The organism is Parasphingorhabdus sp. (genome assembly GCF_965233695.1).
GTDB lineage: Bacteria > Pseudomonadota > Alphaproteobacteria > Sphingomonadales > Sphingomonadaceae > Parasphingorhabdus.
In genome coordinates this window covers 3,722,778-3,749,764 of sequence record NZ_OZ247497.1, presented here as the reverse complement: position 1 = coordinate 3,749,764, position 26,987 = coordinate 3,722,778, and the positions used below count along the sequence as shown (strand labels likewise).

The 26,987-nt window shown below is 52.3% G+C and carries 24 protein-coding genes and 1 other annotated feature; of the genes, 13 read left to right on the top strand and 11 right to left on the bottom strand.

The features are described from left to right. Position 1: 1 nt before the first annotated feature. Genes trpD through ACO6S1_RS17950 form a run of 3 tightly spaced genes read right to left on the bottom strand, consistent with a single transcriptional unit; the run spans position 2 to position 2,102 of the window. The gene (trpD, locus tag ACO6S1_RS17960) at positions 2 to 991 is read right to left on the bottom strand and encodes an anthranilate phosphoribosyltransferase (protein WP_422343919.1); all 990 of its coding nucleotides are present in this window, start codon (positions 989 to 991) and stop codon (positions 2 to 4) included. Further along, positions 988 to 1,521 carry a YcxB family protein gene (locus ACO6S1_RS17955; protein ID WP_422343918.1) on the bottom strand — a complete coding sequence of 178 codons (534 nt, stop codon included), beginning with the start codon at positions 1,519 to 1,521 and terminating at the stop codon, positions 988 to 990. Before ACO6S1_RS17955 ends, trpD begins: the two co-directional genes overlap by 4 nt. Continuing rightward, complete coding sequence (locus ACO6S1_RS17950; RefSeq protein WP_422343917.1) at positions 1,518 to 2,102, bottom strand: anthranilate synthase component II; 585 nt, start codon at positions 2,100 to 2,102, stop codon at positions 1,518 to 1,520. The genes ACO6S1_RS17955 and ACO6S1_RS17950 overlap by 4 nt, the downstream gene beginning before the upstream one ends. A 13-nt stretch (positions 2,103 to 2,115) precedes the next feature. Here ACO6S1_RS17950 and ACO6S1_RS17945 point away from each other — a divergent pair, with 13 nt between their 5' ends. Continuing rightward, a complete protein-coding gene (locus ACO6S1_RS17945) occupies positions 2,116 to 2,520 on the top strand; it encodes a polyhydroxyalkanoic acid system family protein (RefSeq protein WP_422343916.1) in 405 nt (134 codons plus the stop codon). Positions 2,521 to 2,595: 75 nt separating this feature from the next. Here the strand turns inward: ACO6S1_RS17945 and ACO6S1_RS17940 are convergent, their stop codons facing one another. From ACO6S1_RS17940 to ACO6S1_RS17930, 3 genes are all read right to left on the bottom strand, one after another. After that, complete coding sequence (locus ACO6S1_RS17940) at positions 2,596 to 3,933, bottom strand: alpha/beta hydrolase family protein (RefSeq protein ID WP_422343915.1); 1,338 nt, start codon at positions 3,931 to 3,933, stop codon at positions 2,596 to 2,598. Between the two features lie 95 nt (positions 3,934 to 4,028). Next, complete coding sequence (gene trpE / locus ACO6S1_RS17935; RefSeq protein WP_422343914.1) at positions 4,029 to 5,549, bottom strand: anthranilate synthase component I; 1,521 nt, start codon at positions 5,547 to 5,549, stop codon at positions 4,029 to 4,031. Between the two features lie 29 nt (positions 5,550 to 5,578). Further along, on the bottom strand, positions 5,579 to 7,522 hold the full coding sequence (locus tag ACO6S1_RS17930) for a SurA N-terminal domain-containing protein (RefSeq protein ID WP_422343913.1): 1,944 nt from the start codon (positions 7,520 to 7,522) through the stop codon (positions 5,579 to 5,581). Between the two features lie 177 nt (positions 7,523 to 7,699). On the opposite strand from ACO6S1_RS17930, the gene tpiA reads away from it, so the two are divergent. Next, complete coding sequence (tpiA, locus tag ACO6S1_RS17925) at positions 7,700 to 8,446, top strand: triose-phosphate isomerase (protein WP_422343912.1); 747 nt, start codon at positions 7,700 to 7,702, stop codon at positions 8,444 to 8,446. After that, complete coding sequence (locus ACO6S1_RS17920; RefSeq protein WP_422343911.1) at positions 8,446 to 8,661, top strand: DUF2805 domain-containing protein; 216 nt, start codon at positions 8,446 to 8,448, stop codon at positions 8,659 to 8,661. Before tpiA ends, ACO6S1_RS17920 begins: the two co-directional genes overlap by 1 nt. 42 nt (positions 8,662 to 8,703) lie before the next feature. Here ACO6S1_RS17920 and ACO6S1_RS17915 read toward each other — a convergent pair whose 3' ends face one another. Both ACO6S1_RS17915 and ACO6S1_RS17910 read right to left on the bottom strand, forming a co-directional pair. Next, positions 8,704 to 9,012 (bottom strand): hypothetical protein, encoded by a 309-nt coding sequence (locus ACO6S1_RS17915; RefSeq protein WP_422343910.1) that lies wholly within the window; start codon positions 9,010 to 9,012, stop codon positions 8,704 to 8,706. A 35-nt stretch (positions 9,013 to 9,047) separates the two neighbouring features. Beyond that, positions 9,048 to 9,893 carry a hypothetical protein gene (locus tag ACO6S1_RS17910; RefSeq protein WP_422343909.1) on the bottom strand — a complete coding sequence of 282 codons (846 nt, stop codon included), beginning with the start codon at positions 9,891 to 9,893 and terminating at the stop codon, positions 9,048 to 9,050. Positions 9,894 to 10,135: 242 nt separating this feature from the next. Here ACO6S1_RS17910 and ACO6S1_RS17905 point away from each other — a divergent pair, with 242 nt between their 5' ends. From ACO6S1_RS17905 to ACO6S1_RS17885, 5 genes are all read left to right on the top strand, one after another. Continuing rightward, positions 10,136 to 11,893, top strand: a complete 1,758-nt coding sequence (locus tag ACO6S1_RS17905; protein ID WP_422343908.1) for an alpha/beta fold hydrolase — start codon at positions 10,136 to 10,138, stop codon at positions 11,891 to 11,893. A 380-nt stretch (positions 11,894 to 12,273) separates the two neighbouring features. Beyond that, a complete protein-coding gene (gene secG, locus ACO6S1_RS17900; protein WP_422343907.1) occupies positions 12,274 to 12,684 on the top strand; it encodes a preprotein translocase subunit SecG in 411 nt (136 codons plus the stop codon). 124 nt (positions 12,685 to 12,808) lie between these two features. Next, positions 12,809 to 14,440, top strand: coding sequence for a CTP synthase (locus tag ACO6S1_RS17895; RefSeq protein ID WP_422343906.1), 1,632 nt, complete (start codon positions 12,809 to 12,811; stop codon positions 14,438 to 14,440). A gap of 106 nt (positions 14,441 to 14,546) precedes the next feature. After that, complete coding sequence (locus tag ACO6S1_RS17890; protein WP_422343905.1) at positions 14,547 to 15,233, top strand: Crp/Fnr family transcriptional regulator; 687 nt, start codon at positions 14,547 to 14,549, stop codon at positions 15,231 to 15,233. Positions 15,234 to 15,293: 60 nt separating this feature from the next. Continuing rightward, positions 15,294 to 16,522, top strand: a protein-coding gene (locus ACO6S1_RS17885) for an IS3 family transposase (RefSeq protein WP_422343068.1) whose coding sequence is annotated in 2 segments (ribosomal slippage) — positions 15,294 to 15,582 and positions 15,582 to 16,522 — 1,230 coding nt in all. Because the reading frame shifts where the segments join, the coding sequence is not laid out codon by codon here. Further along, positions 15,575 to 15,691 (top strand) — a sequence feature (AL1L pseudoknot). It overlaps the preceding gene by 117 nt. A gap of 331 nt (positions 16,523 to 16,853) precedes the next feature. Here the strand turns inward: ACO6S1_RS17885 and ACO6S1_RS17880 are convergent. Continuing rightward, positions 16,854 to 17,333 (bottom strand): Hsp20 family protein, encoded by a 480-nt coding sequence (locus ACO6S1_RS17880; RefSeq protein WP_422343904.1) that lies wholly within the window; start codon positions 17,331 to 17,333, stop codon positions 16,854 to 16,856. 477 nt (positions 17,334 to 17,810) lie between these two features. Between ACO6S1_RS17880 and ACO6S1_RS17875 the strand changes: the two genes are divergently transcribed. From ACO6S1_RS17875 to ACO6S1_RS17855, 5 genes are all read left to right on the top strand, one after another. After that, positions 17,811 to 19,061, top strand: coding sequence for a lipoprotein-releasing ABC transporter permease subunit (locus tag ACO6S1_RS17875; RefSeq protein ID WP_422346231.1), 1,251 nt, complete (start codon positions 17,811 to 17,813; stop codon positions 19,059 to 19,061). After that, positions 19,054 to 19,737, top strand: coding sequence for an ABC transporter ATP-binding protein (locus tag ACO6S1_RS17870; protein WP_422343903.1), 684 nt, complete (start codon positions 19,054 to 19,056; stop codon positions 19,735 to 19,737). The genes ACO6S1_RS17875 and ACO6S1_RS17870 overlap by 8 nt, the downstream gene beginning before the upstream one ends. A gap of 101 nt (positions 19,738 to 19,838) precedes the next feature. Continuing rightward, on the top strand, positions 19,839 to 20,312 hold the full coding sequence (locus ACO6S1_RS17865; RefSeq protein ID WP_422343902.1) for a glutathione peroxidase: 474 nt from the start codon (positions 19,839 to 19,841) through the stop codon (positions 20,310 to 20,312). Positions 20,313 to 20,407: 95 nt separating this feature from the next. Further along, entirely contained in the window at positions 20,408 to 23,914 is a 3,507-nt protein-coding gene (dnaE, locus tag ACO6S1_RS17860) for a DNA polymerase III subunit alpha (RefSeq protein WP_422343901.1), read from the top strand. A 44-nt stretch (positions 23,915 to 23,958) separates the two neighbouring features. Then, positions 23,959 to 25,575 carry a long-chain fatty acid--CoA ligase gene (locus tag ACO6S1_RS17855; RefSeq protein ID WP_422343900.1) on the top strand — a complete coding sequence of 539 codons (1,617 nt, stop codon included), beginning with the start codon at positions 23,959 to 23,961 and terminating at the stop codon, positions 25,573 to 25,575. Here ACO6S1_RS17855 and ACO6S1_RS17850 read toward each other — a convergent pair. Beyond that, on the bottom strand, positions 25,505 to 25,840 hold the full coding sequence (locus ACO6S1_RS17850) for a pyridoxamine 5'-phosphate oxidase family protein (RefSeq protein ID WP_422343899.1): 336 nt from the start codon (positions 25,838 to 25,840) through the stop codon (positions 25,505 to 25,507). The genes ACO6S1_RS17855 and ACO6S1_RS17850 overlap by 71 nt on opposite strands. Before the next feature lie 435 nt (positions 25,841 to 26,275). Continuing rightward, the gene (locus ACO6S1_RS17845) at positions 26,276 to 26,896 is read right to left on the bottom strand and encodes a PEPxxWA-CTERM sorting domain-containing protein (RefSeq protein WP_422343898.1); all 621 of its coding nucleotides are present in this window, start codon (positions 26,894 to 26,896) and stop codon (positions 26,276 to 26,278) included. Positions 26,897 to 26,987: the final 91 nt, after the last annotated feature.

Here is a 26,987-nt window from a genome sequence, read left to right as displayed (position 1 = left end):
TTCATTGGTTGGCGATCCAGCAATTGAGCAAAGCATTGGCCAATCCCTTGTCGAGCGCCTCGGCAGCTTCTTCAGCCCCAGCTTCCCAGCTATCGACTTCGCCGGCGACCATCAGCGCCGCGGCACTGTTGAGCACGACAGCATCGCGATAAGCCGACGCCTCTCCCTGTAACAAATCGCGCAGCGCAGCCGCGTTATAGCCCGCATCGCCGCCTTTGATCGATTCCGCCTGATGTCGCGGAAGACCGATATCTTCAGGTGTGATCCGGCTTTGGGTAATCGCCTGTCCTTCGACAATCGCCAGCCTGGACGGGCCGGATATGCTCAGTTCGTCCAGGCCTTCTTCGCCTGAAACAATCATGATTTTTTCATAGTCTAACCGGGCTGCCGCTTCGGCATAGACATCCACCAGATCGGGCGAGGCCACGCCGATCAATTGCCGCCTTACTCGGGCGGGATTACAGAGAGGTCCGAGCAAGTTAAAGATCGTCCGCCGACCAAGTGCCTTGCGAATTGGGGCCAGCGGTCCCAGCGCCGGATGATGATTGGGCGCAAAGAAAAAAGCTATGCCGATTTCGCGGAGGGACTGCTCGCCCCCGGTTGCTGCTTTGGCCAGATCAAGTCCCAATGCCTCCAGCGTATCTGCTGCGCCTGATTTGCTCGACGCGGCGCGATTGCCGTGTTTGGCCATCGGGATGTCACAAGCGGCAACAACCAAGGCTGTGGCAGTAGAGATATTCAAACTGTGGCTGCCATCTCCGCCGGTACCGCAGACATCAATGGCGCCGGCCGGCGCATCAACGGTGATCATGCGCGCACGCATTTCCTGCGCAGCCGCAGCAATTTCGGTTGCGGTTTCGCCGCGGTCGGCAAGTGCAACCAGAAAGGCGCTAATGGCTTCGGCATCCGCATTTCCGTCCAATATTTTCGAGAAAGCTTCGCGCGCATCACTCTCCGACAACGGACCATTGGGATTGGGCAGGGGCATCATGATTTTGTCTCTCCTGGTACGCCGGCATCCTCTAGCCGCCGGATCAATCCATTTTTGTGGGCTGCATCGCTGAAAATCCGCGCTGGCAGGAAGTTAAACAGCTGATCAGAGCGATAGAGCAAAACGATATTATCGTCTGCTCGCCACTTCACCATGTCCGCAAAAGTCAAATGGGCATGGCCTTGGGCATTGCCGGAATAGAGTTTTTCATCATCCCACCATGTCGTTGTTTCCAAATGCAGGTCTTTTTGTTGCTTGTAGATTTTCCTGGAGTATCGCGGCACCCACCAAATCGGTAGCAGCAGAGTCATAATCAAGGCAACGGCGCCGGCCCAAATGGTCATGCCAATGATCAATCCGATTGCTTGCTGTACATCATCAAAGCCATTGAAACCCGCCATGACAACGCCAAGCGTCAATCCGAACAAAACAAAATAGCCGATCCGCTTCCAGCTCATCTGCTTCATATGGAGCGCATAAGCGAAGCGCAGGTCTTCCTCAGTGGGGGTAAAGACAAGTTTCTGGGTCATGCCATTTGATTTGGGGTCATGCCCGCCAAACGCATAAAATTGGCAAGCAGGTCGTGACCATATTCGGTGGCGATACTTTCAGGGTGAAATTGCACACCGTGAATGGGCAGGCTTTCATGCCGGAAGCCCATGACCGAACCATCCTGCGCGGTGGCGTTGACCGGCAGGCATTCGGGAATATTCTCAACGATCAGGGAATGATAGCGCGTCGCGGTGTAAGGCGAAGGTATATCCAGAAACACGCCGCTATTGTCATGGGTAACCGGAGATGTCTTGCCATGCATCAGACCGCCACGAACCACTTTGCCGCCAAAATGCTGACCAATGGATTGGTGGCCAAGGCAAACGCCCAGCAAAGGTTTCTCCGCATCAGCACAGGCCGCCACCAGATCAAGGGATATGCCTGCCTCATTTGGTGTGCAGGGCCCCGGTGAGATCAAAAACGCGTCTGCACCAGTTGCCAGTGCTTCGCTGGCACTCATCGCATCATTGCGCTCCACCCGCACATCTGCACCCAGTTCCATCAGATAGTGAACCAGATTGAAGGTGAAGCTGTCATAATTGTCGATAACCAAGATCATGAAATGCTGCCTAATGACAAATGTGCAGCAGGCCAAGTTTTTCTGGCGTTTATCAAGCAGATCATTTGACGGCCTCAATCGGGATGATATTGAGGGGGCAGGGGAGAATTGCACCATGGGTCAACCGGTAACCGTTACAATTGATCATAAACTGGGACTTGCAGAGGCACGTCAGCGCATCGGAAACGGTGTGCATACACTAAGTGAATCGGTCCCGGGCGCAACGGTTACCGATCATCATTGGGAAGGGGATACGATGCATTGTACCCTCGAAGCGATGGGACAGCGCATCGGTGGCGAAATGCAAGTTCGCGAAGACGAGGTTTATGCCATATTCGACCTGCCACCATTGCTGGCCATGTTTGCCAACAAGATAAAGGAAAAGCTTCAGAAAGAAGCGCCAAAGATGCTGGAATAGGCTTCTGTTTTTCCGATCAAGATCGCTGTGTCTCTGAGGGATTCAGGAAACGATGGCGCTTGGATGTTATTGCCTTTACTGCTTTTTCTCCATGCGATGCATTTCCAGACCAACAGCCCACCGGCGTTGAAAGCCTTTCCAGTGATCGCTTTGATCGGAACCAGCCAGTTTTCCGTTTAGCTGCTCGCCGAACTGGACGGGCCATTGGCTGTCATTGGAATCCTTTGTCGGGACGTTCAGATAATCGGCTTTGGACGTATCCCCTTTAAGTGTCATGTCCAGAAAGGCCGTCACAAAATGCTGGTTGATGGCGTTTAGCCGATCGCTTCGCCATACTGGCTCTTTAAGAAATTCTGCCGTTGTAAAATTGCCGTCTGCCTCCAGATCAAATTCATTTCCGACAATATTGTGCCGCGCTTCACGATAGACCAACATATAGCGATTGGATCCGGTCATATTCTCGAACAACCACTTCACGCCCTCTTCATAGTTCACAATATCGTCTTGATTTCCGGCAATGATCAGAACCGGTTTGTCAATCTTCCCGATATTTTCGGCGGTCCATGCTCGGCTGTCGGGCTGACCGCCCCAAGGGGCAAAGGTTACCAAGGATTTGATCGGCAGGGGTTTTTGCGCGACTTCGTTCAGCGTCATTCTGGCTGAATCCGGAATATTGGACATTGGATCATTTGAAAAATCATAAGGCGCGCCGGCAGAAGCAATCGCCCCATATCCGCCCATGGAATAGCCAATCAGGCCGACATTATCGGTATCAATCTGTGCGGCATAATCGTGCGAGCCGGATTGCGCATCTTCCAGAATTTGCGCCAGAATATGGCGCTGGTCCAACGTCCGGTCGACAAGAACATTGCCAAAGGACAACAAGAAAGACGTGACACCGTCAATGGGCATATCGGCATGATCAATCGATGCAACAATATAGCCGTGTGAAGCAATCTGTTCGGCCAAGTTACTAAATTGGGTGTCCCATCCGCCAAAGCCATGGGACATCAGGACCAGCGGATATTTCTGATCGACAATGGCATTCGCCTTCGGGACGGCCACGCCCTGGCTGGCAATGCTGACGGGCTCCTTGCCCGGTGGACGCATGATATGGGTATATTGAGCGGTCTCACCATCCCCTTTTTCAGCGGGGTACCAGAATCGGACCGACAATTCTCGGTTCGCTTCTGTCAGGTTTCCGGAAATCGCACCCCATGCCGTAATCCTGGTTCGGTCCTCGAGAGCGAAATTCCTGACCGTTACCCCGATGCTATATTGGCCTAATCGTCCGAGTTCCGGTGCTTCGCCAACTTGTCCGGCATGGATGGTTGGGGAAGCCACATAGGCAACAGCTCCAGCGCCAACCAGAAGGACCCCCGATGCAATTGCTGCAATTATTATCTTCCTCATTGGCCGTTCCTCATCTTTCCATATCTCAAACCCGGCGTTTTACAGATGATACGCACATCAGTTGCCGGTGAAATTGGCATTCAACTAAAGGTGCGCTATTGCCCGAAACCAACATCCTGTGCTCGCCGCACGGCTTCCTTTGCAGCGGCCAGCAAGGCGCCGGATTTGGCTTCGCATTCCCTTTGTTCGTAAGCGGGGTCGCTGTCTGCCACAATGCCAGCACCGGCTTGCACATGGAGCGTGCCATCCTTGACGATACCGGTGCGCAGCACGATGCAACTGTCCATGCTGCCATCGGGCGAGAAATAGCCGACACCGCCGGCATAGGCGCCGCGTGTCTCTGGCTCCAGTTCGGCAATAATCTCGCAAGCGCGTACTTTCGGCGCACCGCTGACTGTGCCTGCAGGGAAGCCTGCGAACAGTGCATCGAGCGCGTCCTTGTCCGGGGCGAGTTCGCCGACGACATTGGAGACGATATGCATGACGTGGCTGTAAAATTCGACGGTATAGCTGTCTGTCACTTCCACGCTGTTGGCAGCGCTGACCCTCCCTACGTCATTGCGGCCGAGATCAAGCAGCATCAAATGTTCTGCGCGCTCTTTGGGGTCGGCGAGCAGGCTATCGCGATTGGCTTTGTCCTCGGCAGCATTGGCGCCGCGCGGGCGCGTTCCAGCAATCGGGCGGATTGTAACCTCGCCGTCGCGGGCGCGGACCAATATTTCGGGGCTGGATCCGATCAGGGCAAAGCCCGGCAGATCCAGGAAGAAGAGAAAAGGGGAGGGATTTATCCGGCGCAGCGCCCGATAAAGCTCGACCGGGGGCAAGGAAAAGGCCGTGGTGAATCGCTGTGCAAGAACCACCTGAAAAATATCGCCCGCTTCGATATAATCCTTGGCGGTCAGCACCATATTTTCATATTGGCCGGGTTCCAGTTTGGCTTCGAAAGCAAGATCATCGGGATTGAGTTTTGCTCTTTCGGTTGCCAATAGCGGAACCGACGCGGCAATCTGCCTTTCAACCTCATCCAGTCGCTCTTCGGCGCTGGCCAGTTTGCTGTCTGCATCACCCATTGTTTCAGGCCAGACCGGTGCGACGAGAAACATTTCGTCCGCCAACCGGTCAAAGATCACGATCACCGTCGGTCGGACGAACAGCATGTCGGGAAGGGCGAGTTCGGACTGCGGCGCACGCGGTAATTTTTCAACCAGGCCGATAGTTTCATACCCAAAATACCCCACCAGACAGGCCAGCGCGCGGGGCAGTCCCTCGGGCACATCCATCTGACACCTTTTTACCAAATTTCTTAAGGCATTAAGGCTATCGGTTTGTTCATCGGTAAAGGCGTCCCGGTCCGTCAACCAATGCGCGTTAATCGCTGCTTCGTCACCGTCTGCGCGAAATACGAGATCGGGCGAAAGGCCGATCAGGCTATGACGCCCACGTGTCTCACCACCCTCGACAGATTCCAGCAAAAAATCGCCACGCTCGGCCTCCATAAGCTTGAGCGCAGCCGATACTGGCGTTTCGGTATCAGCGACTTGCTTGCGCCAGATCAGCGCCGGTTTCCCCTCATCCAACGCGCGTTCTGCGGCCTCGATGCCGAAACTACGCGCCATTAGTCTGGAACAGGCCGAAATTGCCGCATCTAGTTACGACCGACCAGCTGATTTTTCAGTGCCGTCAGTGCGTCGTCGTTTTTCTTGACCCCGACATCGGCTTTCATCGCGTTGATGAATTGTTCGGTATATTCGTTTCCAAAGACCTGTTTGAACTGGCCTCTGGTTGCTGACAGAAGATCTTGGCGACTGGATGCGTCACCCTTGTCGATATTGTCCAGATAAACCACGAACCAACCTTGGTTCTGCGGCGCTTTCAAAGTCTTTGCTGTGCCTTCGGCCATGCTGAACATCAAGGTCAGCGGCGGTGGTACCTGGCCCTGTTGGCTTTGCCGCGCCAGATCCGCGCGGGTGCTTCTTACCGATTCTATCGCTGGCAGTTTGACCTTTGCGTCAGCCACTGCCTTTGACAATGTCGCGCCGCCACCAATTTGTTTGGCGATTTGGTCAGCAATGACCTTTGCCTTTTTGGAGCCTTCTTCGAGGATATAGTCCCGCGTCACGATCTGCTCGATAGACTTGAGCGGCGGCGGGGCTGCCGGTGTTATTTCACCCACATCCACAATGGCATATTGCTGCCCCGGGATGATCTCGACAACCTGAGGATCGGAATCTTCTTCCAGCGAAAAGGCCACCGGCAGGATGCGTTGCATTTCCGGGATGGGGCGATAGTTCGGGTCCTCGGGATTTTGACCATTGGCAAGCAGCATCGGCGTCGATTCAATCTTCAGCGCCTCAGCATTGGCAATGTCGACAAGCGATGCCCCTGCCGCAAATTCGTCTTCCATCGTCACGGTCAGCTCAGCCAGTGCCTGATCGATTTTTTTAAGGCTCAGCTCCGCTACAATTTGCGCGCGGACTTGTTCCAGGCTCTGGGCCGGAACCTTCTGAACATCGTTGATTTTGGCGATATGCCAACCGAGGCTGCTTTGTGCTGGCACAGAAACGCTGCCCGATGGAGCGGCAAAGACAGCATCGGCAACAGCCTGCGACGCCGTTCCGGCCAGCGCACTTTTGCTTACCGATCCAAGCTCTGCAACGGACAGCCCGACCGAATCCGCTGCGGCTGCGATCGTCATGCCGCCGTTAACCTTGTCGGCAAGCGCTTTGGCTGCGGCTTGTGTTGGAAGGATAACCTGATTGATATTACGGTTTTCGCTGGCCGCATATTTCGCCTTGTCGAGATTATACTTGCCTTCGATCTCCTTTTCGGTGGGTTTGATCGTCTCGTTAAACCGGTCTTTGGAGAACAGGGCATAGCTGATCGAGCGCCGTTCAGGTATTGTGTAGCGAGAGCTGTTCTTGCTGTAGAAAGCCGCAAGCGCCGCATCGGCAGGCTTGGTATTGGTAACAAATGCCGCGGAAGGCACGATCGCGACCTGTCCCTGACGGGCTTCCAGCAGCAGCGATGCATATGGTGTTACCAGCTTTTGCGGCACATACGTACCAAAGCCTGCGACGGTAAGCAATTGATCCGCGAGTAGATTGCGCGTGAAATCATCGCGCAATTGCTGTTCCTTGATCCCTTGCTGCTGCAGCGCACGGCGAAAATTTTCTTCGCTAAACTGTCCATCCGCACCCTGAAAAGACGGGATGCTGGCAATCTCGCTGTCGACCAGTCGCTTGCCAGCGGTCATGCCATATTTGTTGCCGAAGGCGGCAATTGCAAAGCTGTTGATCAATCGATCCAAAATACCTTCGAATCCACCGCCTTCGATATAGGTTTTCAGATCGAGGCTGGTATTCTGACGCTGTTCAGCGCGAAAGGCATTGTTCACCGATTGGCTGAGCTCAGAGGTGGTCAAGGTGGATTCACCGACCTTTGCCGCTGTGCCTGATCCAGTAACCCCACCAAATGCGCCCGTTCCCGTGACATCGGCGGATGCAAAGGCAATCGCGATCAGTGCGACAAAGCACATCGTAAAGAAAAGGCCGATCTTGGAAGAGAAAATATTGCGGAAAAATGTAATCATAAGAAAAACTGCAATTCTGTTAGGGCATATGGTTTTCCGATGCTTTAGGCGGCTTGGGTTTTTCGTTCAAGCAAAAGGGCGCCGGACTGGTCAAAACGCTTTTAATCGAAACTAATTTGGCAGCGAGAGCGGAATTTGTTAGCGCATAGGCGGCATCAACAAAGGGGTGGAGAGAATATGGCAAATCGCAAATATATTGTGGGCAATTGGAAGATGAACGGCCTGCGGACAGAATTAACCGATATCGCAGATATTGCCGCGATTGCCGGTCAGAACAAACAAGTTGATGTTGCGATATGTCCACCGGTGACCTTGATCACGCAAGCGGCAGCAAATTCTCCCGGGTTCACCATTGGTGCCCAGGACTGTCACTATGCAAAAAACGGCGCGCATACCGGTTGCTTATCCGCCACGATGATCCGCGAGGCCGGCGCCATCATGACGATATTGGGACATAGCGAACGCCGGGCGGATCAACATGAAAGTGATGCCGAAGTCAAAGCCAAAGCAGAGGCTGCCCACGCTGCAGGCCTGGGCGCAATTATTTGTGTCGGTGAGACAGAAGAAGAACGCGACGCGGGTAAGGCTGTTGATGTTGTCTGCGGTCAGCTGGAAGGTTCGTTCCCCGATGGTGCGGACCCGCACTGGCTTACGATTGCTTATGAACCGGTCTGGGCGATCGGCACGGGGCGTGTGCCCGAAGCATCGGATGTTGAGGAGATGCATGCCGCCATCAGACACAAGTTGGGCAAATTAATGGACGAGGGCGCCGATACAGTGCGTATTCTTTATGGCGGATCGATGAACGGGGGTAATGCTGCGGAATTGCTCGCGGTACCCAATGTCGATGGCGGCTTGGTTGGCGGCGCGAGTCTGACGGCCGAAAAATTTGGTCCGATCATTGAGGCCGCCGCTGCGAGCTGATGGCAAAAGCTCCTGATCTCGCCGAAGATATCGTCAGTGAAATTGTCGAAATGGCTCTCAGCGATCACGTGGCTTTCGATACAATCCGAAAGCTTCATGGTATTAGCCCGGATCAGGTTAAGGCAATTATGCGTTCGAATTTGAAAACCGGCAGCTATCGTGCCTGGCGCAAACGCGTCCGCGATTTTGGAGACAGGCGGGCTGTCTATAAATAGGCGACTCCGTGCTATGGATGGCGCGGAATCGCCCGAGTTTTGTTATTTGACGCAATATTTGCCGGACGCTTTCAGCCCACCGGGGCAACTGCCGCTTTTGACTTCGGCATAATCACCTTTGTCGCCGACGCAATAGTTGCTGGAAGCCTTGAAGCCAGTTGGACAAGAACCAATTTTCGCAATCGCGACTTTGCCGGAACTGGACTTGCAACTGCTGCCGGAAGCTTTGAAACCGCTGGGGCAACTGCCGTCCTTGGCGACGCTGGAGCTGCTTGATTGGGCAAATGCCGCGGGTACATATAGCCCCGATGTGGCCAGTGCGGCTGCCGTGACGATGGTAAGAGTCTTCATAGGAACATCCTTATATTAATAATTAGATCAGTGGTTTAACGGCCGGAAGCGCTCATATATTCAAACCCGACAAGGCTTTGACCAGTGCGCTTGTTATAATATTGGCAATAGAGTTTCTCGGTCGGGCCGCGGAACTGTCCGGTGGTGCGAGCGAGAAAGCTGATGCCGTATTTGCCGCGTTTTTTCATGGCGCTGGAATATGCCGACGCGCGAGATGAATTGCTGCCGGTCGCGCAATCAGAAATACCCTGATCATTGCCGCAATGCAGCTTCATATGGGAATCGCTAAGATATTGATCGCTGTTCCAGTTCCAGTAATCGGTCACGCCAGCACCGGGATTGTCAGAGCGTACACACTGCCATTCAAAATCATTGCCCTTATCGAGCGCCTTATATTTTGCGCGATCCACCTCGAAATAGAGTATCTCGCCGGATTGCAGGCCGGGCGTAATGATACAGCTCTTGCTGACATTGCCGGGCTTGCGGTTGATAAAGCCGGTGCGCTCTTCTTTGCTGAAGCCCTGCTGAAAAGTATATTCGCCAAGATTACCGATAGTGACTTGTGACAATGCTAGCCCGGTACACTTGGTTTGGGATGTCAAATTGGCTGCCGGCGTGCCCATTTTATAGTCGGTTCTCGTCGGGGTCCGTTTGGCAGTACGCGGGCTGTTGCTGGTGCTCCCGCGATTGGCAAATCCGTCCGATGATGTTCCTGCTGCGCGGTCAATAACCTCAACTGCATCATCAACCTTTTTCTTTTTCTTCTTCACTTTTTTGACGGCGCTTTTCAGTCCGCCAAAGGGGTCTCGCGCTTCGGCCATATGACCGGTCGATAGAACGGCGATACCGGCAAGAAGGTACATGGAATTTCTGAGTGTCATTAATAGTCTCCCTTGTTTCTGGGGAGAGCAAATGGCGGGAAGCCGGGCACAAAAGAATATCCCATATGGTATAAACCCGCGGATGATTTCAGCCATGCCCTGTGATTGATGTCACAACAGGATGGAAACTGGCTGTTTTATTTACAATTTTGCAATTGTGTGCATCAATAGACACGTTATCAGCAGAAACAGAAAATGCTCAATTGTTGAGGACGCTTTTTTAAGCTTGGAGCACGGGTTCATTGGATAATGACATCGTCGGGCGCGACGAAGATATCGTAAAGCTGGCTTATTCAATGGCCATTGGCCCTTATCGCTATCGGGAGATGTTCGACCTGCTCGGCACGCGACTCGATGCCGCTTTGGACAGGGCAAAGAATGGATCAGAGGCCGAAGATGGAACTTCTCTGGATGAAACTGCCCTGAAATCGGCGTTTGAGCCGCTGGAACCCCATTTTGAAAATGCCCAGTCTTTAATGGACATGCAGGGGCGGCCTTCTGACAGCGCCAAATATTCCATGAAAATGATCGATGCCGACAATCATCCATCCGCATTGATCGGTGCCGATGGCCGGATTGTTTATACCAATAGTGCCGCCGAGGCGATGTTCGGGCTCGCTAAGGATCAACGCCCCGATGAAAGCCTTTTTGAACGCGGTCATTTCAAGACGCTCTTGTCTCAACTTGAATCGCTCGATCAGTTTGAGCTGAACAAGATGATCAGCATTTTCGGTATGGAAAGTGCAGATGGTGACGAGATGATCAAGGTTGCTGTGACCAAGGTCCATGATTCCGACGGTCATGCGATCGGTCACATTTCTGCGATCAATATCAGCTGGTTTCCTGATGTCGGAAAACAGTTTCAGAAGCTGCTGAACCTGACGCCAGTAGAACTTGAAATCACCAAGGCGGTGGTGACCGGGCAGTCACTGAGTGATCTGGCCGCCAAGCGTGGCCGATCGGTTGGTACCGTGCGGCATCAAACCAAGACATTATTGGCGAAACTCAATCTGCGTTCGCAAACGGAACTGGCCTGTCTCTATTCCGGTTTTTCGAAATTTAATGTGAAAGGGCAGGGTACCGAAAAAATCGGTGTTTCAACTGCAGATGGACGGGAAAGCGGTCATATCCTGCTGCGACAGGATGGCCGCGTGCTGGACTATGAAATGGTTGGCGCAACGAGCGCTACGCCGCTATTGTTTTTCCCAGCCTTGTTGGGCGGCATGACAGTGACCGAGGAGATGCGCCGCGCGTTGAACCGGCATGGATTGCGCCTGATCATGGTTTGGCGTCCCGGTCTGGCCAACAGTGGATGGGACGGCCCGACCGGCAGTGATAGCTTTGCCCGCTATGCGGACGACGTAAAAGCATTGTTGGACGAACTGGGCATAAAATCTTGCCCGGTAATCGGCCATATTACTGGCGCGATGTTCGCTTATGGCGTGGCCAAATATCTACCGGGCCGGATTACCGGTATCGTCAATATCAATGGCATTGTGCCGATGCAGCCCGGACCACATCTTGCCAAAGTCGATCGAGCCGAACGGCTGCGGCTCTATCTGATGCGCCATTTCCCCAAAATTGGCCGCTTTGTCGTGCATGGTGCGCTGGCCAAAGTGGATTCGGGATATGACCATGAATATCTCCACGCTTTTTTGGGCGACAATGACCATGACCAAAGCACGATAAAACGGGAAGATATTCGCACGCAGTTTCGTCAAGCATTCCTGAAAACCACGAGGCAGGGCTATGACAGTTTCACCAATGAACTGAAGCTGGCGAGCAGCGATTGGCAATATCTGATTGATGATTGCCTTTGTCCGGTGCGCAATCTTGTCGGGCAACATAACTTGCACTACACGCCCGACGTTATGCACAGCTTTGCGGCTGATCGAGACAATTACAGCGTTGATGTGGTCGCCGACACGGCCCACCTGCTGTTATATCAAAAACCGGATGTGGTTTTTGAAGCTGCGAAGTCTTTCCTACATGGTGCCTGATGGGTATGGAAAATGGCTGCTCCTGATAAAATTGGATTTCGCCAAATTACAAATGAAAAAATTTTGATAAATATTATAAATCAATATGTTAAGTCTATATTCAGTGGGTGTGAATTGTGTGAACTTTGAAGCAGGATTGGCATTATTATCCAAGGCATAAGAGGCTGTGATTTGTGTGAACTTTGCTTCAGCAGTGAGTGGCAGGAACGGCCTGTGATTTGTGTGAACTTTGAAATAGGCTGCCGTCCTGACCGGGGTGCCTTTGGGACCCCTTGGCAATTGGCTGATACGGCATGGTTTCGCGTTTCATCGCTTGAACTTGCACCATCCAATCGCTATGTGCGCTGCTCATCGTTAATCCATTACGTTCGGACCTAGTTATGTTTCTGTTTCTCACCGTTGTTCAGGCGATAGTCGCAGCCGCCCTTGTTGGCGTCATATTGATGCAGCGGTCGGAAGGTGGCGGTCTCGGTGTTGGTGGCAGCCCATCGGGCATGATGTCCGCGCGCGGTGCAGCGGATTTGCTGACCCGCACGACAACTGTCCTGGCGGTTTTGTTCGTGGCTCTTTCCATTTCACTGGCCTTTTTGGCGGCTTCCGAAGGGCAGCCCTCGACCATTGACCAGACGCTGGAACGCGACACCAGCATTCCTGTCGCTCCGGCAGAGCCAGCTGACGCGGTGCCTTTAATTGGTGATGATCCACTGGCTGCTGCTGCGGCACAGGCTGATGCGGCTAATAATGACGAAGCACCCGCTGCTGCCGAAGGGGCCGTTCCTCTCGATCAATAACCGGTCTTTTTGGATCAGAGCGCTTGTCGGCGCGTAAAATTTAGTACCGTTTGAAAATATATTTCGCTTTTTCGGATTCGCACGCTTGCCATTTCGGCCCGACACGCCTTAAGCCTTTCCTCCCATGGCGCGATATATTTTTATAACCGGCGGTGTGGTCTCCTCACTTGGCAAAGGTCTCATGGCAGCGAGCCTCGGCGCGCTTCTTCAAGCACGTGGATATTCGGTGCGAATCCGTAAGTTGGACCCCTATCTGAACGTCGATCCGGGCACGATGTCGCCTTACCAGCACGGTGAAGTCTATGTGACCGATGACGGTGCAGAGACCGATCTGGACCTGGGACATTACGAGCGCTTTACCGGTGTTCCGTCTTTGCAGTCCGACAATGTCACTTCGGGGCGAATCTACCAGTCGATCATCACCAAGGAACGCCGCGGCGATTATCTCGGTGCCACGGTTCAGGTGATCCCGCACGTAACCGATGCGATTCAGGAATTTGCCCAGGATAAGCTCGATGGGATCGACTTCGTGCTCTGCGAAATTGGCGGAACCGTTGGTGACATCGAAAGCCTGCCGTTTATCGAAGCGATTCGGCAGCTGCGTAACAAAGTCGGCCGTGCCAATGCGATTTCGGTTCACGTCACGCTGGTGCCCTATATTGCCGCTGCTGGTGAACTGAAGACCAAACCGACTCAGCACAGCGTGCGAGAACTGACATCGCTTGGTATTCAGCCGGATATATTGCTCTGTCGTTGCGAACATGATTTGCCGGATGGCGAGCGCGCGAAAATAGCCCAATTCTGTAACGTCCGCAAAGAAGCGGTGATTCCGGCTCTGGATGCGAGCAGTATTTATAATGTACCGCTGCAATATCATAAAGAAGGCCTTGATAGAGAGGTTCTCAACGCGTTCGGGATCATCAATGCACCGGAACCGGATTTAACCCGCTGGCACGACGTGATGGAGCGGATCGAGAACCCTGAAGGCGAAGTGATTGTGGGTGTCGTCGGGAAATATGTCGGCCTGCAGGACGCATATAAGTCGTTGCAAGAAGCACTATTTCACGGCGGACTGGCGAATCGGGTTAAAGTCCAGGTGCGCTGGCTCGATGCAGAGCTGTTTGAAAATGAGAGCGATCTGGCAGCCAATCTGGAACCGCTGCACGCGATTCTGGTTCCCGGCGGTTTCGGTGAGCGGGGCAGCGAGGGGAAAATCGGCTCCGTGCGATTCGCGCGCGAACATAATGTCCCGTTCTTCGGCATTTGTTTGGGTATGCAAATGGCCTGTGTCGAAGCTGCTCGCAATCTGGCGGGTATCGATGCAGCCTCGACAACGGAATTTGGTGAAACAGCCGAGCCCATTGTCGGACTGATTACGGAGTGGATGACCGAAGAAGGTCTGCAAAAACGCGAGTCGGGTGGAGATTTAGGCGGAACCATGCGGCTTGGTGCTTATGAAGCGCGCTTGCAGCAAGGCTCAAAGGTCAGCGAAATCTATGGCTCGGACGTGATTAGCGAGCGTCATCGCCATCGCTATGAAGTGAACAAGGGCTATATGGAGCGGCTGGAACAGACCGGTCTGATATTCTCTGGAATGTCGCCGGATGGGGAGTTGCCAGAGATTGTCGAACGGCCGGACCACAGCTGGTTCGTCGGTGTGCAATATCATCCGGAATTAAAGAGTAAGCCCTTTGACCCGCATCCACTTTTCGCTTCTTTTATCGCAGCTGCGGTAAAACAAAGCCGACTTGTCTAATTTATCCAATCCTTTTTACACCAAGTGACTATTGTCACATTCTAGCAATGAGAACTGGTTATCAACCGGTTAACAGGTGCGGGCGAATTGGAATGGGGCAAGAGACGTGAAGGCGGAAGAACTTGCGAGCATATTGGCAGAGCATAGTCTGTTTGCTGATTGCGACGAGTCAGAACTGGCGGATCTGATCTTGCGCGGCCATTTCGTGCAATATGAAAAAGGGGATGAATTGATCATGCAAGGCGATCCTGGAAACTCATTACTGATATTATTATCGGGCAATGCGCGGACCAGCATGATTGCCAGCAATGGCCATGAAATTGTTCTGGATTACGCAGAGCCCGGCCAGGTTTTGGGTGAAATCGCGTTGCTTGACGGTGGTGAGAGGACGGCCAGTGTGACAGCGATCGAACCAACCACAGCATTGACCATTACACGCGCTGCTTTTGAAGAAATTTTGAAAAAGCACAAAAATATGGCATTACGGCTACTTAAGGTAATGGCTAGCCGCATTCGGACGGCCAATACCATGATAGAGGGAGACAGGGCCTACACATCAGGGCCTCGGCTGGCGCGCTATCTTTTAAGATTATCCGTTGTCGGCGCAGAAGAGGGGCGATTAAAACTGGATTTAAGTCAAAGCGAGCTCGGCAACTTTGCCGGGATGTCGCGTGAACATATTAATCGGCAACTTTCGACATGGTCAGAAGATGGCATTGTTTCTGTCGAAAGCGGGAAAGTACGGATATTAAATCACGCCGTTCTTTCTAATATTGCCAATGCGGATTCTTGAATGAAGTTGAACCGCCCCGGGATTGCCGGAGGCTCCAACTCTTGAGTAGAAGGAGCTATTATGAGCAAGACCACAAACAAGTTTTCACCGGAGGTTCGCGAACGGGCGACCCGCATGGTGCTGGAGCACAGACAGGATTATCCATCGCGCTGGGCAGCGGTGGTGTCCATTTCTCAGAAGATCGGCTGCTCACCGCCGACACTGCATGAATGGGTGAAGCGAGCGGAAGTGGATAGCGGCACGCGCGCCGGGGTTCCCAGCGATGTTGCTGACAAGCTAAAAGCACTGGAACGCGAGAACCGCGAACTGCGCCAGGCCAACGAGATTTTACGTAAGGCATCGGCTTATTTTGCTCAGGCGGAGCTCGACCGCCCGTTCAAGCGATGATCACGTTTATCGACGATAACCGTGGATCTTATGGGGTCGAGCCGATCTGCAAGTTGCTGCCGATCGCCCCGTCAACCTATTATAGTCATGTGGCCAAGCGGCAAGATCCATCACGCATGTCAGCCCGCGCGCAGCGCGATATACTGCTGAAGCCGGAGGTGGCCCGAGTGTTTGCCGAGAACTTCGGGGTATATGGCGTGCGCAAGGTCTGGCGGCAGATGAAGCGTGAAGGCTATGATATTGCACGCTGCACGGTCGAACGGCTGATGCACGACATGGGCTTGGCAGGCGTGATACGAGGCAAGCCAGTGCGCACCACGGTCAGCGATAAAGCAGCGCCTTGTCCGCTTGACCATGTGAACCGGCAGTTCCACTCGCCAGCGCCCAATATGCTGTGGGTGTCAGATTTTACCTATGTCGCAACCTGGGCGGGCTTTGTCTATGTCGCCTTCGTGATCGATGTTTACGCCCGCTACATTGTTGGCTGGCGGGTGAGCCGAACCGCCCATGCCAGCTTTGTTCTCGATGCTTTGGAGCAGGCTTTACATGATCGCAGGCCCACGCATCGCGGCGGTCTGATCCATCACAGCGATCGCGGAAGTCAATATGTATCGATCAAATATACTGAACGCTTGGCCGAGGCAGGCATCGAACCATCGGTCGGCAGCGTCGGCGACAGCTATGACAACGCTTTGGCTGAAACAATCAATGGCCTTTACAAGGCAGAGGTAATCCACCGGCGCGGACCATGGCGGTCGTTAGAGGCCGTCGAATATGCCACACTGGAATGGGTAGACTGGTTCAACAATAAAAGGCTGCTGGAACCCATCGGCAATATCCCGCCCGTGGAAGCTGAGAAAAACTACTACGCCATGCTGGACGAAACCAACATGGCCGCTTAACTTAAACCAAATGGCCTCCGGCAATCCCGGGGCGGTTCAAGTTGGCCATTTGCGACCCGGGCTAATTTCATCAAGAGTGACACCACGCGGGTGTCAGGGGCAGTCGGATCCTCATCTGGCTGCCCCATTTTTTGCCCATTGCAGATAATCGGCTTTCCTACAGATCTGCCGCTGTGATAAGGCTTTTGCCGCTCTTTCTCAGTTTTAAATATTGTCGAGAATGCCAACAAGCGCGCATGGCTTGGGCCGAAACTTTGTGATTATCTGCATAAAAAAGGCAGCCAAAACATATTGGCTGCCTTCACTGTGGTCAAAAGATGGAGGTGTCGGCTTATGCCGCTTTATCTTCTGCCTTTTTACGCTTATCGGCGATTTTGGTGATATTGTTGTCGCCGTTTATGGCAATTTTCTGCGGTTTCATCGCGTCAGGAATTTCGCGCACCAGATCGATGACAAGCAGGCCATCGCTAAGAGCTGCGTTGTCGACGCGGACGAAATCCGCAAGTTCGAAACGGCGTTCGAAGTTACGGTTCGCAATTCCCATGTGCAGGAACTGCTTTCCTTCATTTTCGTCGCTGCCTTTATTTCCTGCGACTAACAACAGATTCTGCTGTGCGGTTATTTCTATTTCATTGTCTTTGAAACCCGCAACCGCAAGGGTAATCCGATAGTGATCATCTCCGCTGCGTTCAATGTTGAACGGTGGATAATTCTCGGATTGTTGTGCTCGCGCATTATTCTCGAGCAAATCAAAAAGCCGGTCAAAACCAACGGTTGAGCGACGATAGGGTGTAAAATCAAAACGGTTCATATCTTCATCCTCTTGTTGAGCAATTAAAATACTGGACCCGCATATGCGGCGTCCGGTTCTGTTGTGCGAAACCCTCACAAGGCATCTCGCTTGACCAACATATTATCCAGTATTCAAATTTCAAGAGGGCGAGACGCGCGAATATTAAACAAAAACGCCCGGAGCCATTTCTGACTCCGGGCGAAAATGGTGACGATAATATCGTCCCCCTGTTTTCCTGTCTTATTCAACACCGTTTGTCCCCCAACATTCGGCGGAACCAGATAGGATCCCTGAACCATGACCATTATTGCGGTAATTGATTCTGTAACTATCTCTGATCGGGATGGCTGCTATTGTCATGCAATTTTTCACAAATGTGCAATATTGGTTCAGGCTTGTGTCATAATGGCAACAGCATTTAAGCCAGCATCACTCTTGCCTGCGCCGCTTTGCGACCGTAAAGCCACAATAGTTTTTCAGGAAGTTCAAACCCCTATGTTCTTATCCCGTTATGAATGGGTCATCGCAAAGCGCTATCTTCTCCCCGGGAAGGGAGAAGGCTTTATTTTCCTCGTTGCGAGTATCAGCCTGGTCGCGGTTATGCTCGGTGTTGCCGCATTGATCGTTGTGATGAGTGTGATGAACGGGTTTCGGGCTGAGTTATTTGACAAGATCGTTGGTTTGAATGGTCATGCCGTGATTCAAGGTTATGGCGGACGGCTTCCGGATTGGCGCGACTTGCTGGAAGACGTACGCGAAACCGAAGGAGTCGTCTCCGCATCGCCGCTGATAGAAATGCCTTTGGCAGGCATTCATAATGGCCGGGTAGAGGCTGTATTAGTGCGAGGAATGCTGGTTGATGATATTTTGAGTAACGATACGCTCGATGGAAAGACCATTGCGGGTGATCTAAACAGTTTGGCCCCCGATAGCGGGCGTGTCGCTATCGGCAGCAGGTTGGCGCAAACTCTTGGAACCCAATTGGGCGGGCGCATAACGCTCATGAACCCTCAAGGTAGGTCAACGCCTTTCGGTACCGTTCCGCGAGAAATATCCTATGAGATAGCCGCCATATTTGAAGTGGGCGTTTATGACTATGACAAAGCCTTTGTGATCATGCCGATGGAAGATGCACAAACGCTGATGCTGTTAGGCGATCAGATTGGCATGATTGAGATACAAACTAATGATGCTGAAAATGTGCAAGAAATCGTTGCGCCGTTATATCCGAAAATCGACGGCCGTGCTCAGATTACCGATTGGCAGTCAATGAATGCTTCGTTGTTCGAGACCTTGCAGGTCGAACGCGTCGTTATGTTTGTTATCCTCTCCATCATCATATTGGTCGCAGTGTTCAATATTCTCTCATCACTGATCATGCTGGTTCGCGCAAAAACACGAGATATTGCGATTTTGCGTACTATGGGAGCTTCTCGCGCATCGTTAACGAGGATATTCGTGACAGTAGGCACATCAATTGGCGCGCTCGGCATAGCGGCAGGCATAATTTTGGGGCTGATTGCGATCTATTTCCGGCAGAATGTGATCAATTTTGTGCAGATGATCACGGGCCAAAATCTATGGGATCCCTCGATACGTTTCTTGACGGAGTTGCCAGCGAGAACAGACCCCATGGAGGTTTTCGGCATAGCGCTGCTAGCGCTGCTATTCAGCCTGCTGGCCACCCTTTATCCCGCCTACAAGGCAGCGAGCACGGATCCAGTACAGGTGCTGCGTTATGAATGAACCGGGGAACAAGGTTGTTGAACTGCGTAATGTAAAGCGGAGTTTTAGACAGGGGGACGTTCAGATTGATGTTCTGAAAGGGATTGATCTGGACATAAAATCCAATGAAATTGTCGCGCTGTTGGGGCCTTCCGGTTCCGGCAAATCCACCTTGTTGCAGGCTGTTGGCCTGCTTGAAGGCGGGTTCGAAGGCTCCATCAAGCTCAATGGCGAAGAAACGGCGCAAATGTCGGCGAGCAGCCACACCCGAATCCGTCGTGAACTGCTTGGCTTCGTCTATCAGTTTCATCATCTGTTGCCTGACTTTTCCGCTCAAGAAAATGTGGTGATGCCACAACTCATTGCCGGAACATCGCAAGCAGAAGCAGAAGAGCGAGCAGAATCATTGCTGCGCAGTCTAGGGCTTGGCGAGCGGCTGGATCACAAACCGAGCAAATTGTCGGGCGGAGAGCAACAGCGCGTAGCGGTTGCCAGAGCGCTGGCCAATGCGCCGAAACTGGTGCTCGCGGACGAACCTACAGGAAATCTGGATGAGTCAACCGCAGATATTGTACTCGCGGAACTAATGAGCCTTGTCCGCGAAGAGGGAAGTGCGGCATTGATCGCTACACATAACGAACGTTTGGCAGCGAAGATGGATCGTGTTGTCAGGCTGCATGATGGAATTTTAAGCTAATATTTTCAAAATGAAGCCAGATAGGCTTTGACATTTAGCACGCGACTACCAATCTGACGCTTAGTATCGGGGAACAAAATTGCAAAGAACGGGGTGCATCTATGCAAATTACAGAATTTGAAATCAAGCAGGCAGATGGTTCGATGTCGGACCTGTCGAAGTATAAGGGCAAGGTCCTGCTTATCGTAAATACAGCATCAAAATGCGGGTTTACGCCGCAATATGAAGGGTTAGAGAAACTTCATAAGGAATATGCGGACAAGGGATTGGAGATACTGGCTTTTCCCTGCAATCAATTTGGTAATCAGGAGCCTGGTGATGCAGAGGAAATCAAGAATTTCTGTACATTAAATTATGATGTCAGTTTTCCCTTGATGGGCAAAGTTGATGTGAATGGAAAAGATGCTGATCCTCTTTGGAAATATCTGAAATCTGAAAAATCGGGACTGCTAGGTTCCCGAATCAAGTGGAATTTCACAAAATTCCTCGTTGATCGTGAAGGTAACGTGGTTGCGCGACACGGTCCCGCTGTCAAACCAGAGCAGCTCAAAAGCGAGATCGAAGCGCTGCTTTAGCCGGAAAACAAACAAACTGTGGAAAACCGGTCGATATATGGCATTCCATAGATCTGGACATGGTCAAAGCTTTTTGACCGGGCTAGAGGTAGGCGATGTCACGGATTCCTTTTGTTCATTTGCGCTCCTTTTCTGCTTACACCATATTGGATGGCGCGATGGAGCCAAAAGCGATTGGTGCAGTGGCCAAGGAACGGGGATTTCCAGCAATAGCCCTGACTGACCGTATAGGTTTGTTCGCATCCATGGCTTTTGATGACGGTTGCCGCGCCAACGGTGTGCAGCCGATTACTGGCAGTTTTTTACGAGTTTTGCGACCCGGCAGTTCGTCTGCTGACAAGCCTGTTCTCGATTGGATTGCTCTCTACGCTCAAGATGAGACCGGATACCAGAATCTGTGTAAATTGGTGTCAGCATCACATTTGGACCGTCCGGCTGAGCAGGATGCGCATATCCCGCTCGAAATGCTCGCTCAGCATAATGATGGTCTTCTGGCCCTAACCGGAGGTGGTGAAGGCGCGGTCGCCCGGTTGCTTGCGGAAGAACAACAATCGGAGGCCGAAGCCTATCTTACACTGTTGCAACAATATTTCCCGGACCGTCTTTATATAGAACTTTCTCGCCGCGATGATCCCATAGAAATGGCGGCCGAAAGCGGGCTAATTGCTTTGGCAATGGATCGGAATATCCCGTTGGTGGCGACGAACCCAAGCTGCTTTGCCGAACCAGATTTTCATGAAGCCCATGACGCGATGAAATGTATCGCAGGTTCGGCTTATGTTGAAAACGATGATCGTGAAAAGCCATCACCGCATCTCTGGATAAAAAGCGCTCTGGTGATGGAGGAATTATTCTCCGATCTTCCCGAAGCACTCGAAAACACTCTGGTCATTGCAAAGCGCTGTGCTTTCTCTCCGCCCCGTCGCGATCCAATATTGCCCAGCCTCGCAGGAGATTTAGCAGGAGAAGCTGAACAGTTACGCCGGGATGCGACCGCTGGGCTGGAGAAACGACTCGCTCATATTGGAATCGACGGTTCGGCGCGTCAGGAATATTTTGATCGTCTTGATTTTGAGATCAACGTGATTGTTAATATGGGATTTCCCGGCTATTTTCTGATCGTTGCTGACTTTATAAAATGGGCAAAAGATCACGATATCCCTGTAGGCCCCGGCCGTGGTTCGGGCGCTGGTTCAGTGGTGGCCTGGGCTCTAACCATCACAGACCTTGACCCTATAAAGCTCGGGCTATTGTTTGAGCGCTTCCTGAATCCAGAACGTGTATCAATGCCTGACTTTGATATCGATTTCTGCGAAACCCGTCGCGGTGAAGTCATCCGCTATGTCCAGGAAAAATATGGCTCGGGGCAGGTCGCTCAGATTATTACATTTGGTAAGCTGAAAGCGAGGGCCGTCCTGCGTGACGTCGGGCGGGTTCTGCAAATGCCTTACGGCCAAGTGGATCGATTGACCAAATTGGTACCCAACCACCCTACGGATCCGTGGGATTTGAAACGGGCGCTAAACGGTGTTTCTGAATTGGCACAGGACTATAAACAAGCGGATGTAAAGCGTCTGTTTGATCTTGCGATGAAACTGGAAGGTCTGCCGCGCCATAGTTCAACGCATGCTGCGGGCGTCGTTATCGGCGATAGACCGCTGGACCAGTTGGTACCTCTGTATCGCGATCCACGCTCGGATTTGCCGGTCACACAGTTTGACATGAAGTTTGTGGAACAAGCCGGATTGGTCAAGTTTGATTTCTTGGGTTTGAAGACACTTTCTGTCTTGAAGAAGGCGGTGGAGCTGCTGGCCGAACGCAATGTTGAGGTGGATCTCGACGCCCTTGCTTGGGACGATCCGAAAGTTTTCGAATTGCTGCAACGCGGCGATACGGTTGGCGTATTTCAGTTGGAATCCGAAGGCATGCGCCGGACACTTGCGGCGGTGAAACCGACCAACTTTGGAGATATTATCGCACTGGTATCGCTTTATCGACCAGGTCCGATGGATAATATTCCTTTATTCGGCGACCGTAAAAATGGACGGGCAGAACTTGCTTACCCGCATCTATTGCTCGAAGACATATTGAAAGAGACCTACGGTATTTTTGTCTATCAGGAGCAGGTGATGCAAGCCGCTCAGATTATTGGAGGCTATTCGCTTGGTGAAGCCGACTTGCTGCGGCGTGCCATGGGTAAGAAGATTCAGTCAGAAATGGACGCACAGCGCAGCATCTTCGTCGACGGCGCTGCCAAAAACGGCTTGGAAAGTGGGCAAGCTAATGAACTTTTTGACCTGATCGACAAATTTGCCGGCTATGGTTTCAACAAAAGCCATGCTGCAGCGTACGCTCTGTTGGCTTATCAGACGGCCTGGCTCAAGGCACACTATCCGCATGAGTTTTACGCTGCATCAATGTGTTTCGACATGCACCAGAGCGACAAGCTCAGCATTTTTGTGGACGATATGAAACGCCTTGGTGTTAAAATATTACCGCCTTCGATCAACAAAAGCCGACCATCATTCGCGGTTGAAGAGCAGGATGGAGCCCTGCTTGCGGTGCGCTATGCTTTGGCAGGACTCAAAAATGTCGGTGAAAAGGCGATGCAGGCGCTGGTTGATGAGCGTTCGGGGAACGGCCTGTTTCAGTCAATGGACGACTTCGCCAACCGCGTTGACCCGAGCGGCATGAACAAGCGGCAGATTGAAAGTCTGGCCGCCGCTGGTGCGTTTGATGAGCTGGAGCCCAATCGAGCGGCCGTTTATGAAGGGGCAGATATGTTGCTGTCTGTCGCCAACAGCGCAGCAGAGGCCCGGACCAGCGGGCAGGGCGGCCTTTTTGGTGAAGGTGGAGCTGGCGACATGCAGGCCATCCGGCTGCCAGCCAATAGCGATTGGAATTTAAGCGAAATCATGGTGCGTGAGCGCGATGCGTTCGGATTTTATTTCGCATCCCATCCGGTGACCCAGTATCAGGCAGTGACTTCTTCTCATGGAGCCATGACATATGCAGCCCTTTGCGAGGAGGGGCCGATTGCCGAGGGGCAACGCAAACCAGCCGTAATGGCGGCGTTGGTTGAAGGGGTAAGGTGGCGAGAAAGCAAGCGGGGCAAGCGGTTTGTCCTTGTTGATCTATCGGACAGCAGCGGTCAATTTTCCGGCAGTTGCTTCGAGGAAGACCAATGTCAATTGCTCGCTGACATGGCCAAGGAAGGCAGCTGTGCTCTGCTTAACGTTGAACTTGACCAGCGTTCGGATGATGAAAGTCCCCGCGTAGCCATTCGCCGTGCACAAGCGATGGATGGTCTGGAAAAAACCACGCGGACTCGGATGGAGCTTGAAATACTCAATCTGGGCGGGCTTCAGGAGCTTAAGAATCTTGTGGCGCCGTTATCTGGCGGCAAAAGCGAACTGATTGCCAGTGTACCAAGCTTTGATGGCGAGTGCGCAGATATTTGTCTGGGCCGGTCCTTTCAGCTTGATGCCCAAATTGCGGAAACGCTCAGCCATGTTGCTGGGTTGGCAAATATCCGGTTAGGTCCGGCATCCGGCACGCGCCCGGTCCGGCACCGTAAACCCAATTTAAGGCTTGTAAGCTGAGCCAATTCCGTCAAAAAACAATTATATAACTAACGGAGAGACCAATGGCTGGAGCTATGCAGGGCAGTGCGCTCAAAATCACCAATTTGATTGACCATGCAGCGCGAGAACATGGCACGCGTGAAATTGTCAGCTATTGGGCAGACGGTTCGTTAACCCGCAGCAACTGGGGAGAAATTGGCTCCGATGCACGCAAGTTTTCTCAGGCGTTGCAGCGTCTGGGTATGGAAAAAGGCGACCGGATCGCGACAATCGCGATGAACCATGCGCATCATTTGATCAGCTGGTACGGCTCGGCAGGCATTGGTGGTATATTGCACACGGTCAATCCGAGACTCTTTGAAGAGCAATTGGTTTACATTATCAATCATGCCGAAGACCGGGTTTTGCTGTTCGACAAGATGTTCACACCGATCATTGAGATGCTGAAGCCGCAATTAAAGACTGTGGAACATTATATTCAATTCGACGGCGAGAAAGGCGAGTATCCCACATTCCGGGAGCTTGTCGACGCCGAGAATGGTGATTTTGACTGGGTGGAGGTCGACGAGAACGATCCTTGTGGACTTTGCTATACCAGTGGAACCACCGGCAACCCCAAGGGTGTGCTCTACGAACATCGCTCCAATGTGTTGCATGCGCTGACGGAAGTGCAGCCGGATATCATGGATCTGGCCACCCGTTCGGTCATGTTGCCAATCGTGCCGATGTTTCATGCCAATGCATGGGGTTTGCCCTTTGCTTGTGCAGCCGTGGGCGCGAAGATGGTCTTCTCGGCTAGTAACGAGGCGCCCGTTTTGTGGAAGCTGATCCGTGAGGAAGGGGTTACTCATAGTGCCGGTGTGCCAACTGTCTGGCTTTCCATGTTTGCAGACATGGACGCCAATGGTGGTGATTACGGCAAGCTGCAAGTCATCACCATCGGCGGTTCGGCCTGTCCGCGTTCCATGATCGAGCGATTGATGCAAAACGGTATGCGGGTTGCCCATGCCTGGGGGATGACCGAGACATCACCAATCGGGACAGCCGGATCGCTGCCTGCTAATTGGGATGATCTGAGCTTTGAAGAGCAGGTCGACGTGATATGCAAACAGGGACGTCCGCCCTTTGGGGTGGAGCTGAGAGTCGTGGATGACGAGGGTAATGTCCTGCCGCGCGATGGCGAGTCCAGTGGAACACTTGAGATCAAGGGGCCTTGGATCATTCAACGCTATTATCGCGCCGATGAAGACGCCGTAGAGGATGATCTGTGGTTTGATACTGGCGATGTGGCTGTTCTCCACCCCGATGGCACAATGCAGATTACCGATCGCGCAAAGGATGTCATCAAGTCGGGCGGGGAATGGATCAGTTCGATTGAGCTGGAAAATGCCGCTGTCGGCTGTCCCGGCGTTGCAGAGGCGGCAGCGGTTGGTGTGTATCACCCGAAATGGGATGAACGTCCATTGCTGCTGGTAGTCAAGAAGCCAGATGCTCAGGTAACGCAGGAAGATGTGATTGCTTATCTGACCGACAAGGTTGCCAAATGGTGGTTGCCGGATGAGGTTAAATTCATTGATGAGTTACCCCATACCGCGACCGGCAAGATCCTCAAACGGGCGCTGCGCGATGAGTATAAGGACTATAAGCTGAAAAGCCTTTTGAGCGCAGAAACTCCGTGAGAAGATCAAATTCTTTACCGCTTGTGTGAACAATACAAGCTCCCTTGAAGCGATACCCCTTCCTCAAGTTTCGATCGACGACGTTCAGCTCGGCAATTGGTTGAAAACCGAGATTATATATCGAGGCCGGTGATCTCACTTCACCGATAACCATTCGTCTATCATCTAAAACAAAGGTAAGCCCCTTGGGTGAAAGATTTGGTGACCCATCTGGACACACCGTTGCCAGATATGCCAGGCGTTGATCAGCGACAAAGTCTTTCATTGTTGTTGTAAGCTTCGACATGTGTTCAACTGTATAGCATTCTTGCTCGATTATGACTTGCTCTCGAACAACTTTCCCAAAATCGGAGTTATCCAGAGCGCACAATTCTAATCATTATGGTCAGCGTCTGGAGCGCTTTCCCCGGTCATTCAGAAGCTGTAGCTACGCGAATGAAAGTAACCCGGTTGGACGGAGCACCGATGAGTGGGCGGCTTTGTTAGAGATCTTACCAGCGACCGCATGATGTCCAGCGGCATCCGAACGCCGCCTAAATAGGCCGTAAAGCTGTTCGCTAACAGCCAAGCTTATACTTCTAAAAACCTCTTGTTGAATTCACGACGTCTGCAGATGCGCCCCAAGCTTGAAGTTAACACTCAAACAAAAAGCCCCGCCAGATTGCTCTGACGGGGCTTTGTTTGAATTCGAAATTTACGCTTAAGCGTAGCTAAGTTTGACGTTTGCTTTCTTCTGACGACGCATTGCGCCACCGATGGCGCCGAAGCCGAAGATCATGAATGCCCAGGTTGCTGGTTCAGGAACCGCTGCAATCGAGACATTGTCAAATTCGAACGAGTTTCGTGTGCTTACGAATTCGATCGCTTGCAGATCTGTTGCTACATCAAACTGCGCCGTAAACCGGAAGTTCGTTCCGAAATCATTCTGGTTACCATTTGCAGGCGGCAAGTCGCTGCCGTTCACAGTGTAGTTTCCGTTGCTGGTGAAAATGTTGATGCTATTATAGGTGTCAACGCTTCCCCAATCGAAAGAAAAGCTTGATACCAGGCTGTTAACCGCCAAAGTTGCTGAGCCGTCGCTGCCCCTTACGGCGATCTGTGACGTATTGTTTCCAGGCAGAGCTGCGGCCTGACCCGCTACACTGGTGAAGAAATTGATGTAGTTTCCGGTTAAAGCACCGCCGCAATCTGTTACGCCATCACAGATAACTGTATCACCTGCATCTATAACACCAAGAGGCCCTTGGCTAATGACTATGGCTGCATTTGCTGGCGCAACACTCAATCCCACAGCGGCCAACGCTACTAATGACTTTTTCATTTTAATATTAAACCTCAGCTATTCGATTGAAGGCGCAAGACTGCGCTTTCTGTTGATCAACCCTTAATAGCCTGTAAACTATATTTCTGTG

Excerpts from the sequence above, each read along its gene's own strand:
- ACO6S1_RS17910 (WP_422343909.1), bottom strand. The coding sequence starts at position 9,893 with ATGACACTCAGAAATTCCATGTACCTTCTTGCCGGTATCGCCGTTCTA.
- ACO6S1_RS17865 (WP_422343902.1), top strand. The coding sequence starts at position 19,839 with ATGCAAATTACAGAATTTGAAATCAAGCAGGCAGATGGTTCGATGTCG.
- tpiA (WP_422343912.1), top strand. The coding sequence starts at position 7,700 with ATGGCAAATCGCAAATATATTGTGGGCAATTGGAAGATGAACGGCCTG.
- trpE (WP_422343914.1), bottom strand. The coding sequence starts at position 5,549 with ATGGCGCGTAGTTTCGGCATCGAGGCCGCAGAACGCGCGTTGGATGAG.
- dnaE (WP_422343901.1), top strand. The coding sequence starts at position 20,408 with ATGTCACGGATTCCTTTTGTTCATTTGCGCTCCTTTTCTGCTTACACC.
- ACO6S1_RS17850 (WP_422343899.1), bottom strand. The coding sequence starts at position 25,840 with ATGAAAGACTTTGTCGCTGATCAACGCCTGGCATATCTGGCAACGGTG.
- ACO6S1_RS17895 (WP_422343906.1), top strand. The coding sequence starts at position 12,809 with ATGGCGCGATATATTTTTATAACCGGCGGTGTGGTCTCCTCACTTGGC.
- ACO6S1_RS17920 (WP_422343911.1), top strand. The coding sequence starts at position 8,446 with ATGGCAAAAGCTCCTGATCTCGCCGAAGATATCGTCAGTGAAATTGTC.
- ACO6S1_RS17880 (WP_422343904.1), bottom strand. The coding sequence starts at position 17,333 with ATGAACCGTTTTGATTTTACACCCTATCGTCGCTCAACCGTTGGTTTT.
- ACO6S1_RS17915 (WP_422343910.1), bottom strand. The coding sequence starts at position 9,012 with ATGAAGACTCTTACCATCGTCACGGCAGCCGCACTGGCCACATCGGGG.
- ACO6S1_RS17945 (WP_422343916.1), top strand. The coding sequence starts at position 2,116 with ATGACAAATGTGCAGCAGGCCAAGTTTTTCTGGCGTTTATCAAGCAGA.
- trpD (WP_422343919.1), bottom strand. The coding sequence starts at position 991 with ATGATGCCCCTGCCCAATCCCAATGGTCCGTTGTCGGAGAGTGATGCG.
- ACO6S1_RS17950 (WP_422343917.1), bottom strand. The coding sequence starts at position 2,102 with ATGATCTTGGTTATCGACAATTATGACAGCTTCACCTTCAATCTGGTT.
- ACO6S1_RS17875 (WP_422346231.1), top strand. The coding sequence starts at position 17,811 with ATGTTCTTATCCCGTTATGAATGGGTCATCGCAAAGCGCTATCTTCTC.
- ACO6S1_RS17870 (WP_422343903.1), top strand. The coding sequence starts at position 19,054 with ATGAATGAACCGGGGAACAAGGTTGTTGAACTGCGTAATGTAAAGCGG.
- ACO6S1_RS17845 (WP_422343898.1), bottom strand. The coding sequence starts at position 26,896 with ATGAAAAAGTCATTAGTAGCGTTGGCCGCTGTGGGATTGAGTGTTGCG.
- ACO6S1_RS17930 (WP_422343913.1), bottom strand. The coding sequence starts at position 7,522 with ATGATTACATTTTTCCGCAATATTTTCTCTTCCAAGATCGGCCTTTTC.
- ACO6S1_RS17955 (WP_422343918.1), bottom strand. The coding sequence starts at position 1,521 with ATGACCCAGAAACTTGTCTTTACCCCCACTGAGGAAGACCTGCGCTTC.
- ACO6S1_RS17855 (WP_422343900.1), top strand. The coding sequence starts at position 23,959 with ATGGCTGGAGCTATGCAGGGCAGTGCGCTCAAAATCACCAATTTGATT.
- ACO6S1_RS17940 (WP_422343915.1), bottom strand. The coding sequence starts at position 3,933 with ATGAGGAAGATAATAATTGCAGCAATTGCATCGGGGGTCCTTCTGGTT.
- secG (WP_422343907.1), top strand. The coding sequence starts at position 12,274 with ATGTTTCTGTTTCTCACCGTTGTTCAGGCGATAGTCGCAGCCGCCCTT.